Raw genomic sequence first — 12,792 nt, forward strand, 5'->3', positions numbered from 1 at the left:
GTGGCAGCTGTACGTGGGTTGACAGACCGGCGGAAATAGCAAAGTTCCGGCGCACGCGAACGTGCCCGCACGTACAGCCGCCATAACGGCAAACCGCACGCTATTTACCGTCACAGCCTGTCAAAGCTGTGTCGTTGATGAGCAACGACTCGCCGAGACTAGGGGGCCGCCAGGGCGACCGCAACGGAAAAAAGGCGGCAGGAGTATGTTTGGGAAATGGACTACAAGTAAGGGCTTTAATCTGATTCTTCGTGGCCGGTAGCAAAGTCAGGAGTTGCAGACATCGCATGGATATTGGCCGGTCTTCGTAGGCGCATTTCAGCGCGCACAAAGATATCGCGCCATGCCAACAAGGCGGACAGCGGTGATGGCCCAGGCTTAACTGGCCCGAAACAAATGTGGGAGCTGGCTTGCCAGCGATGCGCCGCGCGGGCGGCGCTCGATCTGATAGGCGCTGCAAACCTGTCGCCATGCACCTGGTGGCCCACATGCGATTTCAAGACAGGCCCTTGGGCCTCACACCGCTGGCCCTGGGTAGTCAGGATCGGGTAACGGCCACAAGGTGCATGCCGGGAGATTGGGTGAAGGCCACCAGGTGCCTGGCGATGATTTTGTAGCGCCTACAAGATCGAGCGCCGCCCGCGCGGCGCTTCGCGGGTAAACCCGCTCCCACAGTTTGTTTCGGGCCAGTCTTTCCTGTGCCCTCACCTGGTCCGCCTTGGCGCATGTCGAAAGTCCTGCGCTGGCCCATCTTCAAGCCATCGGCGGCAGTCTGCGCTTCACCGGGGTCTTCTTGATGATTGCGGTATTGGTCTCGGCCAGCGTATTGAGCAGGTCGAGCAGGGTGTCCAGCTGTTCCATCGAACGCACATGCAGGCGGGCGATAAAGCAGTCCTCCCCCGTAACCTTGTCGCATTCGGTGAACTCGGGGATGGCGATGATCTGCCGCTCCACCTCCTGCAACTTCCCCGGCAGTGGGCGCACGCGCACGATGGCCTGCAACTGGTAACCAAAGCAGCGTGGGTCCACCTCCACCGTATAGCCACGCAGCACGCCACGTTCCTCCAGGCGGCGCAGGCGCTCGCTGACGCTGGGCGCGGACAGCCCGCTGATCTGCGCCAAAGCCTTGAGCGAGCGGCGAGAGTCCTCCATCAAGGCGTTGATCAACAGCTGATCAATGTCGTCAGTCATGGCTACCTCGTTAGGCAATTCTGGAGATTGGCCTTGATAGTAAAGGCGAATGGCTAAATCTGCCTTCGCTATCCGCTGGAAGGCCCATCGGCACCCCGCGCATACTGTGGCCATCGTGTACAGGAGGTGTGAGATGGACAATTCGCTGCGCCGCGGCTCCCTGGAAATGGTCGCCGCCATGCTGATCTCCGGGACCATCGGCTGGTTCGTGCTGGTGTCCGGGCAGCCGGTGCTGGAGGTGGTGTTCTGGCGCTGCTTGTTCGGCGCCGGCACCTTGCTGCTGATTTGCGCGGCCATGGGGTTTCTCAAACCCGGCGTGCTGACCCGCGCCACCTTCCTGCTGGCGGTGGTCAGCGGGGTGGCGATCGTCGGCAACTGGGTGTTGCTGTTCGCCTCTTACTCGCGGGCATCGATCGCCATCGGCACGGCGGTATACAACGTCCAGCCGTTCATGCTGGTGGGGCTGGCGGCGCTGTTTCTCGGCGAGAAGATCACTCTGCCCAAGCTGACCTGGCTGGGCGTGGCCTTTGTCGGCATGCTGGCCATCGTCAGCGCCCATGGTGCCGGGCAAGCCAGCGGCAGCGAGTACTTGTTGGGCATCGGCCTGGCGCTGGGGGCCGCTTTCCTTTATGCGGTGGCGGCACTGATCATCAAGCGCCTGACCGGCACGCCGCCGCACCTGATCGCACTGATCCAGGTGAGCACCGGGGTGTTGCTGCTGGCGCCGTGGGTGAAGCTCGGCGGCCTGCCGGGTGAGTGGCCGGCTTTGGGCAGCCTGGTGACCTTGGGCATCGTCCATACCGGGTTGATGTACGTGCTGCTGTACAGCGCCATCCAGCGCCTGCCCACCGCGCTGACTGGCGCGCTGTCGTTCATCTACCCGATCGCGGCGATCCTGGTGGACTGGGTGGCCTTCGGTCATCGACTGGCGCCGTTGCAATGGCTGGGGGTAGCGCTGATCCTGCTGGCGGCCGCGGGCATGCAGCAAGGCTGGTGGTTGCGCCCGGCGCGCACTGAGGGCGCGGCCAGGACTTAGTCGCGGGCCGCTTCAGAACTTCTTGGCGACGCTGGCCACCAGCGTCGCCGAGCAGACATCGTCGAAGCCATAGCTGCTGGCGCACTCGGTCTGCGACAGGTCGGTGTCGACATAGGCCAGGCTCCAGTCGACCCCGGCGAAGGCGCGGGTCAGCTTCACTTCCCATTCGCGGTAGCTGTCGGCCGTGCGCTCGCTGGCCGAGACGAACATCGGGTCCTTGAAGTCCATGCGCCCGTAGCGCAGCTGCAAGCCTAGCTCCAGGGGCAGTTGAGCTTCGTAGCCGACATAGGTGTAGAGGGTGTCCTGGTCCTCGCCGAACAGGTTGCCGGCGTCGTCGGAATAATTGGCGGCCAGCTTGAAGCCGTAGGCCGTCAGGGCGGCGTAGTACTCGCTCTGGTTGTACAGGCTCGACTTGGGGTAGGTGTACCTCAGGTAGCCCAGGTCCAGGCTCACCTCTTCGCTGGCCTGCCAGTACCAGCCGGCGTAGTAGTCCACCTCCTGGCGTGTCTTGGAACCGAAACCGAAGTCGACGTTGGAGGTCCAGGCGCCGAGGTACAGGCCGCTGGCGTGCTGCAAGGTGGCGCCGAACTGGGCGGCGGGGTCGTTCTGGGTCTGCGAGATGCCGCGGTTGCGGTAGTCGCTGTGCAGGGCGAGGTCGAACTCCAGGCTGAAGTCGTCGTTCAGTGGCACGGCCTGGCAGGCGAGGGGGGCCAGGGTGAGGGCGAGCAGGGTGATGCGGCGCATGGCGATACCTGTTGTTGTGATTGTCGGTAGATGCGGGGCACGGCTGGGCCAGGCCCCCGCCGTGCGACGGGAGCCGGGCAGGGGGCGACGGGGTCAGAGCTCGGCTTTGTACACTTCGCGGCCGCCGAACCAGGTCTGCAGCACGCGGGTGTCGGCCAGGTCCTGATCGGCGACGCTGAGCACGTCGCGGTCGAGGATGATGAAGTCGGCCTGTTTGCCGGGGGTCAGCGAGCCGATCTGCCGCTCCAGGCCGATGGCCTTGGCCGCGTTGAGGGTGTAGGCCTGCAACAGGGTCTGGCGGTCGATGCGCTCGGCGGCGTTGAGCACGCCCTTGGGGCCTTCGCGGGTGATGGCCTGGTGAATCGCCAGCCACGGGTTGGGCGAGGACACCGACCAGTCACTGGCGCCGGCGATGGTGGCGCCATGGCTGAGCAGCGAATGGGCCGGGTACTGGTAGGGGTAGATCGCGCTGCTGACATAGGGCTTGACCATGTCCACGGTGTACTCGTCGGCCGAGGCCCACAGCAGTTGCATCGAAGCGATCACGTCCAGCGGCTTGAGGCGGGCGAACTCGGCGGGGTTGACCAGTTGCAGGTGGGTCAGCGAATGGGTGACGCCGCTGTGGCGGTCCTTGCGCGCCTGCTCGATGCCATTGAGCGACTCGCGCACCGCGCGGTCGCCGATGGCGTGGATGTGCACCAGCCAGCCACGGGCGTCGGCGGCGCTGACCAGCTCGCCGAAGTGCGCCGGGTCGATCAGCAGCTCGCCGTTGCCGTGGGTGTTGCTATAGGGCTCGAGCATGGCTGCGCTCTGCGCCGGGTACTCGACCACGCCGTCGGCGAAGATCTTGATCCCCGGCAGGGTGAGGTTGGGGATGCCCTGGAACTGCTGGCGCACCTTGTCCAGGGTATCGAGGTCGGCCGGGGTGCTTTTCGGGTTGGCCACCAGCAGGGCGGCGACGTGGGCATTCAGCCCGCCCTGGGCGGCCAGCGCCTTGTAGGCCGGCAGCACGCCGACCGATTTCTCCGTGGGTTTGAGGCTGAACAGCGATTCACCTGGGGCAGCGTTGACGGCCGGGTCCATCCAGGCGGTGATGCCGAAGCTGTTGTTGTACTTCACTGCGGCGTCGGCGGCGTGCAGCAGCGCCTCGGCGCTGTGCGCGGGCATGGCGGCGGCGATGCGGTCCCAGCCGGCGTCCACGGCGAAACCGTTGGGGCTGCCGTCCTTGCGCTTGCCCAAGGTACCGCGTTCGGCCGCCGGCAGGCTGGCCAGCAGGCGGGCGTCTACACCTGCGCGGTCGAGCATGGCCTGGTTGGCCCAGGCGGTGTGGTGGTCGCTGCCGATGAACACCACCGGCACGTTCTGCCACTCGCCATGGCTGAAGGTGCGGCCCAGCTCCTCGGCTTTGGCCCAGTAGGTCGAGCTCACCCCGACCACCACCAGCACGTCGCCCAGGCGCGCCCGGCCATCGTCGCGCCAGCCGCGCAGGCGTTGTTGCAAGTCTTGGGTGCTGACCCCTTCTTCGCTGTCGAGGTTGGCCGCCGACAGTTCCAGGCCGCCGAAGATGGCGTGGTTGTGGCTGTCGATCATGCCGGGCAGCAGGCGCTTGCCGGCCAGGTCGACCACCCGGGTCGAGGCGTCGGCCAGGGCCTTGATTTCGCTGTCGCTGCCCACCTTGAGCACCTTGCCGTCCGCCACGGCCATGGCCTGGGCCGATGGCTGGGCGGGGTCGGCGGTGTACAGCTTGCCATTGAGCAACACCAGGTCGGCCGCGGCCATGGCGTCCAACGAGGCAAAAGCCAGCGCCGCCGCCAGCAGGGTGGGTTTGAAAGCTTTCATCGACGAACCTCTTGTTTTTTTGGGCTTGCCGGCGAGACTAGCCACTGGCCCGGGCCGGCAGAACGCCCGAAACGCGAAAAACGCTTTTGCCTGCCAGGAAAAACCATGGACAAGTTCGCCGCTGTCAGCATGTTCGTCGCCACCGCCGAGCACGGCAGTTTCAGCCGCGCCGCAGAGCAGTTGGGCAAGACTCCGTCGGCGTTGACCAAGGCCGTCAGCCACCTGGAGGCGGAGCTGGGGGTGCGCCTGTTCGAGCGCAGCACCCGGCGCACGGTGCTCACCGAGGCGGGCCGGGTGTACCTGGAGACCGCGCGCCAGGTATTGATGCGCCTGCACGAGGTGGGTGAGGTGGTGGGGCAGATCCAGCATGGCCTGCACGGCATCCTGCGCCTGACCGCGCCACTGGCCTATGGCCGGGCGTTTCTCGATGAGGTGTGCGCGGGTTTCCTGCGCGAGTACCCGCAGATCCGCCTGCGCGTGGACCTGTGCGACGCCTTCGTCGACCTGGTCGAGAGTGGCTACGACCTGGCCCTGCGCGAGGGCCGGGGCGACTTGCCGGGGTTGATCGGCAAGGCCGTCGGGCGCAACTGCCTGACCCTGTGCGCCAGCCCCGCGTACCTGGCGCGCAACCCGCTGCCGGTCACCCCGCAGACCCTCGACCGACACGACTGGCTGTTGTACCGGCATGCCGCCTTGAGCCGGACCTACTGGTGGGTGGAGAAGGACGGCGAACGGCTCAGCCTGCTGCAGCCTGCCAACGCGCGACTGGAAAGCGACAACTATGACCTGCTGCTGGCCAGCGCGCTGGCCGGGGGCGGCTTGTTCCACGTGCCCATGTGGAGCGGTGCGCCGTATCTGGCCGATGGGCGGCTGGTGCAGGTGATGGCGGATTACGCGATCGACCCGGACGCCTTCGGCCCGCAGATCCTGGCCGTGTACCCCAGCCACCGTCGGGCCACGGGCAAGGTGCTGGCGTTCATCGACTACCTGGCCGGGTATCTGGACGCGCGCGGCTTGGGCTGAATGCTCGGCATTCGATGGCGGCGCGAGCCCCAGCAGGTAGAATGGCGCTTTTGCCCGACCCATGACCGATATGAGCCCAGCCATCGCCACCCTCGAGCAGCACCTGCTCGCCGCCCTCGATCCCGCCCCGACTGAGACCCGCCGTCTGTTCCATGGCCGTGGCCGTTGCTGGCCGGGGCTGGAGCAGATCACCGTCGACTGGCTCGACGGTGTGCTGTCGGTCGCACTGTTCCGTGAACCACCCGAGGGTCAGTTGGCTGAGCTCGAAGCGATGCTGCGCAGCCTGGCCGAGCGCCCGCAGTGGACTGGCCAGGCCATGCTGTTGCAGCACCGCTACCTGCCCGACAGCCCAGGCCAGTGGCTGCTCGGTGAACCCTGCCAACAGCGCGAAGTCACCGAGGATGGCCTGAAGTACCTGCTCGACCTGGGCGTGCGCCAGAACAACGGCCTGTTCCTCGACATGCGCTATGGCCGGCGCTGGGTGCGCGAGCAGGCGGCGGGCAAGCGGGTGCTCAACCTGTTCGCCTATACCTGCGGGTTTTCGGTGGCGGCGATTGCCGGGGGCGCCGAGCAGGTGGTCAACCTGGACATGGCCAAGTCGGCGTTGTCCCGTGGGCGTGACAACCACCGGCTCAACGGCCACGACGCGTCGCGCGTCGCCTACCTGGGGCATGAGTTGTTCAAGTCGTGGGGCAAGGTGCGCAAGTACGGGCCGTACGATCTGATCATCATCGACCCGCCGACCTTCCAGCGCGGCAGCTTCGTGCTGACCCAGGACTACGGGAAGATCCTGCGGCGCTTGCCGGAGCTGTTGAATGCGGGCGGGACGGTGCTGGCGTGTGTCAACGACCCGGGGATCGAGTCGCAGTTTCTGATTGACGGCATGGCTGAGCATGCGCCGGGGCTGGCGTTTGTCGAGCGGCTGGATAACCCGCCGGAGTTTCCCGATGCGGACGCGGAGGGTGGATTGAAGGCCCTGGTATTCCGCCAGGTGTGATATTGCCTTTGCCGGCCTCTTCGCGGGTAAACCCGCTCCCACAGGGACCCTACAGTATTCAGACCTGTAGCGATTCCCGTGGGAGCGGGTTTACCCGCGAAGGGGCCGGACCTGCCTGAATCAGTTGCTACTTATTGGTATAGATCTGGTCGAACACGCCACCGTCGTTGAAGTGGGTCTTCTGCACGGTGCGCCAGTCACCGAAGGTCTTCTCCACCGACAGGAAGTCCACTTTCGGGAAGCGGTCGGTGTACTTGGCCAGTACCGTGGCGTCACGCGGGCGCAGGTAGTTGTTGGCGGCGATTTCCTGGGCTTCAGGCGACCACAGGTACTTCAGGTATTCCTCGGCCACGGCCTGGGTGCCTTTCTTGGCCACCACCTTGTCGACCACGCTCACCGGCGGCTCGGCTTCTGCCGACACGCTTGGGTAGACCACTTCGAACTGGTCGCGGCCGAACTCGCGGGCGATCATTTCGGCTTCGTTCTCGAAGGTCACCAGCACGTCGCCGATCTGGTTGGTCATGAAGGTGGTGGTGGCGGCGCGGCCACCGGTATCGAGCACCGGCGCCTGCTTGAACAGCTTGCCGACGAAGTCGCGAGCCTTGCCTTCGTCGCCGCCTTGCTTGAGCACATAGCCCCAGGCCGACAGGTAGGTGTAGCGGCCGTTACCCGAGGTCTTGGGGTTGGGCACGATCACCTGTACGCCGTCCTTGAGCAGGTCGGGCCAGTCTTTCAGCGCTTTCGGGTTGCCCTTGCGCACGATGAACACGGTGGCCGAGGTGAACGGCGCGCTGTTGTTCGGCAGGCGGGTCACCCAGTTGTCCGGCACCAGCTTGCCGTTGTCGGCCAGGGCATTGATGTCGGTGGCCATGTTCATGGTGATGACATCGGCCGGCAGGCCATCGATCACTGCGCGGGCCTGTTTGCTCGAGCCGCCGAAGGACATCTGCAGGTTGACCTTCTCGTTGTGTTCTTTCTCCCAGTGTTTCTGGAACGCCGGGTTGTAGTCCTTGTAGAAGTCGCGCATCACGTCGTACGAGACGTTGAGCAGGGTCGGGGCGGCCTGGGCGAGGTTGCCCAGGGCCAGGCCCGCGGCCAGCAGCGAGGCGCTGAAGAGTTTTTTCACTGGGGGCATTCCTTGTTCTGGTTCAAAGGGTTGGCGATATGCCAGCGACTATAGCGGGTGGCTTTGCGTGGGTTAAAGAACAAAAAGGACTTTGGTTATGTCGTTGTCAGTACTGGCCTCTTCGCGGGTAAACCCGCTCCCACAAGGAGGTCACAATACTTCCGGGTTGCGCAGTACCTGTGGGAGCGGGTTTACCCGCGAAGTGGCCAGCACAGGCGACCTCAATGCTTGGGAAACAATGCATTGCCGCAGCGCGAACAGAACGCCGCGCCATGTTCATGGTGGTTCTTGGCGCAGGTCGGGCAGTCGTGCTGCAACTGCTCCCCACGCAGCGCGTTGGCCAGCTCGGCAGTGAAAATGCCGGTAGGCACGGCAATGATCGAGTAACCGATGATCATCACCAGCGACGACAGCACCTGCCCCAGCGGAGTCTTCGGCACGATGTCGCCGAAGCCCACGGTGGTCAGGGTGACGATGGCCCAGTAGATGCCCTTGGGGATGCTGGTGAAACCATGCTCGGGGCCTTCGATCACGTACATCAGGGTGCCGAACACCGTCACCAGGGTCGACACGCTGACCAGGAACACGATGATCTTCTGCTTGCTGCCCTGCAGCGCCGCCAGCAGGTAGTGGGCCTGCTTGAGGTAGGGGCTGAGCTTGAGCACGCGGAAGATCCGCAGCATGCGGATGACGCGAATGATCAGCAGGTACTGGGCATCGCTGTAGTACAGGGCGAGGATCCCCGGCACGATCGCCAGCAGGTCCACCAGCCCATAGAAGCTGAAGGCGTAGCGCAGCGGTTTGGGCGAGCAGTACAGGCGGGTGATGTATTCGGCGAGGAAGATCGCCGTGAAACCCCACTCGATGGCGGCCAGCAGGCCGGCGTAGCCCTGGTGTACTTCGTCGATGCTGTCGAGGATCACCGTGACCAGGCTGGCGAGGATGATCAGCAGCAGGGCCTTGTCGAAGCGTCTTCCAGCTGCGGTATCGGTCTGGAAGACGATGACGTAGAGCCGCTCGCGCAGGCTTGCAGGGTTATCCATGGGCGCGTTCCATTGTGCAAATGGGCAGAGCCTAGGGGCTGGGTATCAGCTGTGCAAGCGCGGCGCGTTGCGGCGTTGGTTGAGCTGCGCCAGGTGGCTGCCCAGGTGCATCAACCAGCAGGCGACCACAAACGGCGCGGTCAGCCCGGCAATCGGCAGCAGGTTGAACAGCGGTTGCAGCAACAGCGCCAGAGCGATGGCCAGCAACGTCACCCAGGGTCTCTCACCCTGACGGCTGAAGGCCAGTGCAGCCAATGCCGCGTTGAAACCATACAGCCCTAGCCAGGCCCCTTGCGCCTCACCGGCCAGCAGCGCAACACCACCACCGATGGCCGCACCGATCACCGCCCAGGTGGCGGCATAAGGGTTGGCAAAGTACATCCCGATGACGATCAGCAACCCGGCCATTGGCTTGTCGAGCAGGAAGATCTGCCCGATGCCGCGCAGCATGGCATACAGCGGGTCGGCCTCGACGTAGCTGTTGGTGGTGGGTTCGGCCAGCAGCAGCGCGGCCCAGCCCAGCAGCACGAAGGGCGCGGTGTAGGCCACCAGCAACTTGCCGCCGCGTTTACGCCACTGATGGGTGAGCATGCTCGACAGCCCACCGGCGGCGATGATCAGCGGCGGCAGGATGGCCGACCAGGGCAGCACGGCGCTGATCAGGATGCCGATCAGTACGCCGTTATAGCAGTACAGCCCGGCCTGGCGGTCGGCGCGGTCATAGCCGCGACGTTGGGCGGTGAGCAGGCCGGCGAGGGCACCGAGCAGGGCGCCGCCGACCAGCGAAGGGGCGGTCAGCAGGATGGCCAGCAGGCAGCACAGGCCGCACAGGGGGTTGCGCAGCAACAGCACCTGGCTGAAGCCGTTGAGCAGCGCCGTGGCCCAGTCGGGGCACGGGTTGACGAAATTTTTGGTGTACATGGGCAGTCGGTAAGGTGAGTGGTCAGCGGTGGGCCTCTTTGGGCCTCGGTTTTCCGCGGGTTCGGTGTATCGGGAGGGCTTTGCCCTCCTTTCGCGACACAAGGCCGCTCCTACAAGGGATCGCGGTCTCCTGTAGGAGCGGCCTTGTGTCGCGAAAGGGGCGCAAAGCGCCCCCGGCGATCTCAGACCAAGGTCTCGATTCGCAGCGTATTAGTCGAACCTGGCTTGCCGAAAGGCACACCGGCGGTGATCAGCAGCGTGTCGCCGCGGCTGGCCATGCCTTGTGCCTGGGCGATCTCCAGCGCGGTGGAGACCACCTCGTCGACCTGGCGCAGGCGGTCGTTGACCACCGAGTGCACACCCCAGGCCACGCTCAGGCGCCGTGCGGTGTTGAGGTTCGGCGTCAGGTTGAGGATCGGCGCCCGTGGCCGCTCGCGGGCGGCGCGCAGGGTGGAGTTCCCCGACTCGCTGTAGTTGACCAGCACCGCCACCGGCAGGATGCCGCTGATGCGGCGGATCGCGCAGCTGATGGCATCCGATACCGTGGCCTCGGCCTTGGGCCGGCCGACGTCGAGCTGGGCCTGGTAGTCCGGGCCGTTCTCCACCTGGCGGATGATCTTGCTCATCATCTGCACCGCTTCCAGCGGGTAGTCACCCGAGGCGGTCTCGGCCGACAGCATCACCGCGTCCGCACCTTCGGCCACGGCGTTGGCCACGTCGGTGACTTCGGCGCGGGTCGGGGCAGGGGAGAAACGCATGGATTCGAGCATCTGCGTGGCCACCACCACCGGTTTGCCCAGCTGGCGACAGGTGCCGATGATGGCTTTCTGGATCTGCGGCACGCTCTCGGCCGGGACTTCCACGCCCAGGTCGCCACGGGCGACCATGATCGCGTCGGACAGCTCGGCGATGGCTTGCAGTTGCTCGACCGCCGAGGGCTTCTCGATCTTGGCCATCAGGTAGGCGCGGTCGCCGATCAGCTGGCGCGCCTCGACGATGTCTTCCGGGCGCTGCACGAACGACAGGGCCACCCAGTCCACGCCCAGCTCCAGGCCGAAGGTGAGGTCGCGGCGGTCTTTGTCGGTGAGCGGGGACAGGTCGAGCACCGCTTGCGGCACGTTGACGCCCTTGCGGTCGGACAGCTCGCCGCCGGCCAGCACTTCGGTGTCGATGGCATCGCTGTGCTTGGCGGTCACCCGCAGGCGCAGCTTGCCGTCATCGAGCAGCAGGTCCATGCCGGGCTCCAGCGCGGCGATGATCTCCGGGTGCGGCAGGTTCACCCGGCGGCTGTCGCCCGGGGTCTTGTCCAGGTCCAGGCGCAGGGCCTGGCCACGCTGCAGTTGCACCTTGCCGTCGGCGAAACGGCCAACGCGCAGTTTCGGGCCCTGCAGGTCCATGAGGATGCCCAGCGGGTAGTTGAGCTGCTGCTCGACTTCGCGGATCCACTGGTAGCGCAGGGCGTGATCGGCGTGTTCGCCGTGGCTGAAGTTGAGGCGGAAGATGTTCACCCCGGCTTCGACCAGCTGGCGGATGTCATCGATGCCTTTGATCGCAGGCCCGAGGGTGGCGAGGATTTTTACTTTTTTATCAGGCGTCATGATTGCGGAGTCTCGAGGATCAGGATGGCGCGGAAGTCGTTGACGTTGGTGCGGGTCGGCTCGGTGACGATCAGCGCATCCAGGGCGGCGAAGTAGCCGTAGCCGTTGTTGTTGTCCAGCTCATCGCTGGCCGACAGGCCCAGGGCCTCGGCGCGGGCGTAGCTGTCCGGGGTCATGTAGGCGCCGGCGTTCTCTTCCGAGCCGTCGATGCCGTCGGTGTCACCGGCCAGGGCGTACACGCCCGGCAGGCCCTTGAGGCTTTCGGTGAGGCTGAGCAGGAACTCGGCGTTGCGCCCGCCGCGGCCGTTGCCGCGCACGGTGACGGTGGTCTCGCCGCCGGAGAGGATCACGCAGGGCGCCTTCAGCGGCTGGCCATGCAGGACGACCTGCCGGGCGATGCCGGCGTGGACCTTGGCCACTTCCCGCGACTCGCCTTCCAGGTCGCCGAGGATCAGCGGGCTGAAGCCGGCCTGGCGGGCCTTCACGGCGGCGGCCTCGAGCGACTGCTGGGGTTTGGCGATCAGCTGGAAGTGGCTGCGCGCCAGCGCCGGGTCGTCGGCCTTGACGGTTTCGGAGGCCGGGTTGTTGAGCCAGTCGATGACGGCTTTGGGGGCCTCGATGTTGTAGCGCTTGATGATCGCCAGGGCATCGGCCGAGGTGCTCGGGTCGGCCACGGTAGGGCCGGAGGCGATGACCGTGGCCAGGTCGCCCGGTACATCGGAAATCGCATAGGTGTAGACGGTGGCTGGCCAGCAGGCTTTGGCCAGGCGGCCGCCTTTGATCGCCGAGAGGTGCTTGCGCACGCAGTTCATCTCGCCGATGGTGGCGCCGGATTTCAGCAGCGCCTTGTTGATCTGCTGCTTGTCGGCCAGGGTCAGGCCTTCGGCGGGCAGGGCCAGCAGGGCCGAGCCGCCGCCGGAGAGCAGGAAGATGACGCGGTCGTCTTCGGTGAGGTTGCTGACCAGCTCGAGCACGCGCTTGGCCACGGCCAGGCCGGCGGCGTCGGGGACCGGGTGGGCGGCTTCGACCACTTCGATCTTCTGGCAGTTGGCGCCGTGGCCGTAGCGGGTGACGACCAGGCCTGAGACTTCGCCCTGCCAGCTTTTTTCGACCACTTCGGCCATGGCGGCGGCGGCTTTGCCTGCACCGATGACGATGACCCGGCCGCTGCGGTCGGCGGGCAGGTAGGGTTCGAGGACCTGACGGGGGTGGGCGGCGGCGATGGCTGTGTCGAACAGTTCGCGCAGGAGGTTTTGTGGATCGACCGACATGGC

General features: G+C 65.7%; 11 protein-coding genes. 3 read left to right on the forward strand and 8 right to left on the reverse strand.

Annotated elements, in window-relative coordinates; genetic code table 11:
- Positions 1 to 753 precede the first annotated feature (753 nt).
- Entirely contained in the window at positions 754 to 1,191 is a 438-nt protein-coding gene (locus tag LOY51_RS08630; RefSeq protein ID WP_125857963.1) for an Lrp/AsnC family transcriptional regulator, read from the reverse strand.
- Between the two features lie 133 nt (positions 1,192 to 1,324).
- Here LOY51_RS08630 and LOY51_RS08635 point away from each other — a divergent pair, with 133 nt between their 5' ends.
- On the forward strand, positions 1,325 to 2,227 hold the full coding sequence (locus tag LOY51_RS08635; RefSeq protein WP_258645720.1) for a DMT family transporter: 903 nt from the start codon (positions 1,325 to 1,327) through the stop codon (positions 2,225 to 2,227).
- A 12-nt stretch (positions 2,228 to 2,239) separates the two neighbouring features.
- On the opposite strand, the gene LOY51_RS08640 is transcribed toward LOY51_RS08635, so the two are convergent.
- On the reverse strand, positions 2,240 to 2,971 hold the full coding sequence (locus LOY51_RS08640) for a TorF family putative porin (protein ID WP_125857965.1): 732 nt from the start codon (positions 2,969 to 2,971) through the stop codon (positions 2,240 to 2,242).
- Positions 2,972 to 3,064: 93 nt separating this feature from the next.
- Positions 3,065 to 4,810 carry an amidohydrolase gene (locus LOY51_RS08645; protein WP_258645723.1) on the reverse strand — a complete coding sequence of 582 codons (1,746 nt, stop codon included), beginning with the start codon at positions 4,808 to 4,810 and terminating at the stop codon, positions 3,065 to 3,067.
- A 105-nt stretch (positions 4,811 to 4,915) separates the two neighbouring features.
- Between LOY51_RS08645 and LOY51_RS08650 the strand changes: the two genes are divergently transcribed.
- Both LOY51_RS08650 and LOY51_RS08655 read left to right on the forward strand, forming a co-directional pair.
- Complete coding sequence (locus LOY51_RS08650) at positions 4,916 to 5,833, forward strand: LysR family transcriptional regulator (RefSeq protein ID WP_125463320.1); 918 nt, start codon at positions 4,916 to 4,918, stop codon at positions 5,831 to 5,833.
- 70 nt (positions 5,834 to 5,903) lie between these two features.
- On the forward strand, positions 5,904 to 6,830 hold the full coding sequence (locus tag LOY51_RS08655; RefSeq protein WP_258646612.1) for a class I SAM-dependent methyltransferase: 927 nt from the start codon (positions 5,904 to 5,906) through the stop codon (positions 6,828 to 6,830).
- A gap of 127 nt (positions 6,831 to 6,957) precedes the next feature.
- Here LOY51_RS08655 and LOY51_RS08660 read toward each other — a convergent pair whose 3' ends face one another.
- From LOY51_RS08660 to LOY51_RS08680, 5 genes are all read right to left on the reverse strand, one after another.
- Positions 6,958 to 7,956: a sulfate ABC transporter substrate-binding protein gene (locus tag LOY51_RS08660; RefSeq protein ID WP_125857967.1), complete on the reverse strand. Its 999-nt coding sequence runs from the start codon at positions 7,954 to 7,956 to the stop codon at positions 6,958 to 6,960.
- Between the two features lie 221 nt (positions 7,957 to 8,177).
- Positions 8,178 to 8,999, reverse strand: a complete 822-nt coding sequence (locus LOY51_RS08665; protein ID WP_125463321.1) for an ion transporter — start codon at positions 8,997 to 8,999, stop codon at positions 8,178 to 8,180.
- A 45-nt stretch (positions 9,000 to 9,044) separates the two neighbouring features.
- Entirely contained in the window at positions 9,045 to 9,920 is an 876-nt protein-coding gene (locus LOY51_RS08670; RefSeq protein ID WP_125463322.1) for an urea transporter, read from the reverse strand.
- Positions 9,921 to 10,102: 182 nt separating this feature from the next.
- On the reverse strand, positions 10,103 to 11,518 hold the full coding sequence (gene pyk / locus LOY51_RS08675) for a pyruvate kinase (RefSeq protein WP_125857970.1): 1,416 nt from the start codon (positions 11,516 to 11,518) through the stop codon (positions 10,103 to 10,105).
- The gene (locus tag LOY51_RS08680) at positions 11,515 to 12,789 is read right to left on the reverse strand and encodes a glycerate kinase type-2 family protein (RefSeq protein WP_125463323.1); all 1,275 of its coding nucleotides are present in this window, start codon (positions 12,787 to 12,789) and stop codon (positions 11,515 to 11,517) included. The genes pyk and LOY51_RS08680 overlap by 4 nt, the downstream gene beginning before the upstream one ends.
- Positions 12,790 to 12,792 lie beyond the last annotated feature (3 nt).

Origin of the sequence: Pseudomonas sichuanensis (assembly GCF_024749065.1) — a bacterium.
GTDB classification, from domain to species: domain Bacteria; phylum Pseudomonadota; class Gammaproteobacteria; order Pseudomonadales; family Pseudomonadaceae; genus Aquipseudomonas; species Aquipseudomonas sichuanensis.

Excerpts from the sequence above, each read along its gene's own strand:
- LOY51_RS08630 (WP_125857963.1), bottom strand. The coding sequence starts at position 1,191 with ATGACTGACGACATTGATCAGCTGTTGATCAACGCCTTGATGGAGGAC.
- LOY51_RS08635 (WP_258645720.1), top strand. The coding sequence starts at position 1,325 with ATGGACAATTCGCTGCGCCGCGGCTCCCTGGAAATGGTCGCCGCCATG.
- LOY51_RS08640 (WP_125857965.1), bottom strand. The coding sequence starts at position 2,971 with ATGCGCCGCATCACCCTGCTCGCCCTCACCCTGGCCCCCCTCGCCTGC.
- LOY51_RS08645 (WP_258645723.1), bottom strand. The coding sequence starts at position 4,810 with ATGAAAGCTTTCAAACCCACCCTGCTGGCGGCGGCGCTGGCTTTTGCC.
- LOY51_RS08650 (WP_125463320.1), top strand. The coding sequence starts at position 4,916 with ATGGACAAGTTCGCCGCTGTCAGCATGTTCGTCGCCACCGCCGAGCAC.
- LOY51_RS08655 (WP_258646612.1), top strand. The coding sequence starts at position 5,904 with ATGAGCCCAGCCATCGCCACCCTCGAGCAGCACCTGCTCGCCGCCCTC.
- LOY51_RS08665 (WP_125463321.1), bottom strand. The coding sequence starts at position 8,999 with ATGGATAACCCTGCAAGCCTGCGCGAGCGGCTCTACGTCATCGTCTTC.
- LOY51_RS08670 (WP_125463322.1), bottom strand. The coding sequence starts at position 9,920 with ATGTACACCAAAAATTTCGTCAACCCGTGCCCCGACTGGGCCACGGCG.
- pyk (WP_125857970.1), bottom strand. The coding sequence starts at position 11,518 with ATGACGCCTGATAAAAAAGTAAAAATCCTCGCCACCCTCGGGCCTGCG.
- LOY51_RS08680 (WP_125463323.1), bottom strand. The coding sequence starts at position 12,789 with ATGTCGGTCGATCCACAAAACCTCCTGCGCGAACTGTTCGACACAGCC.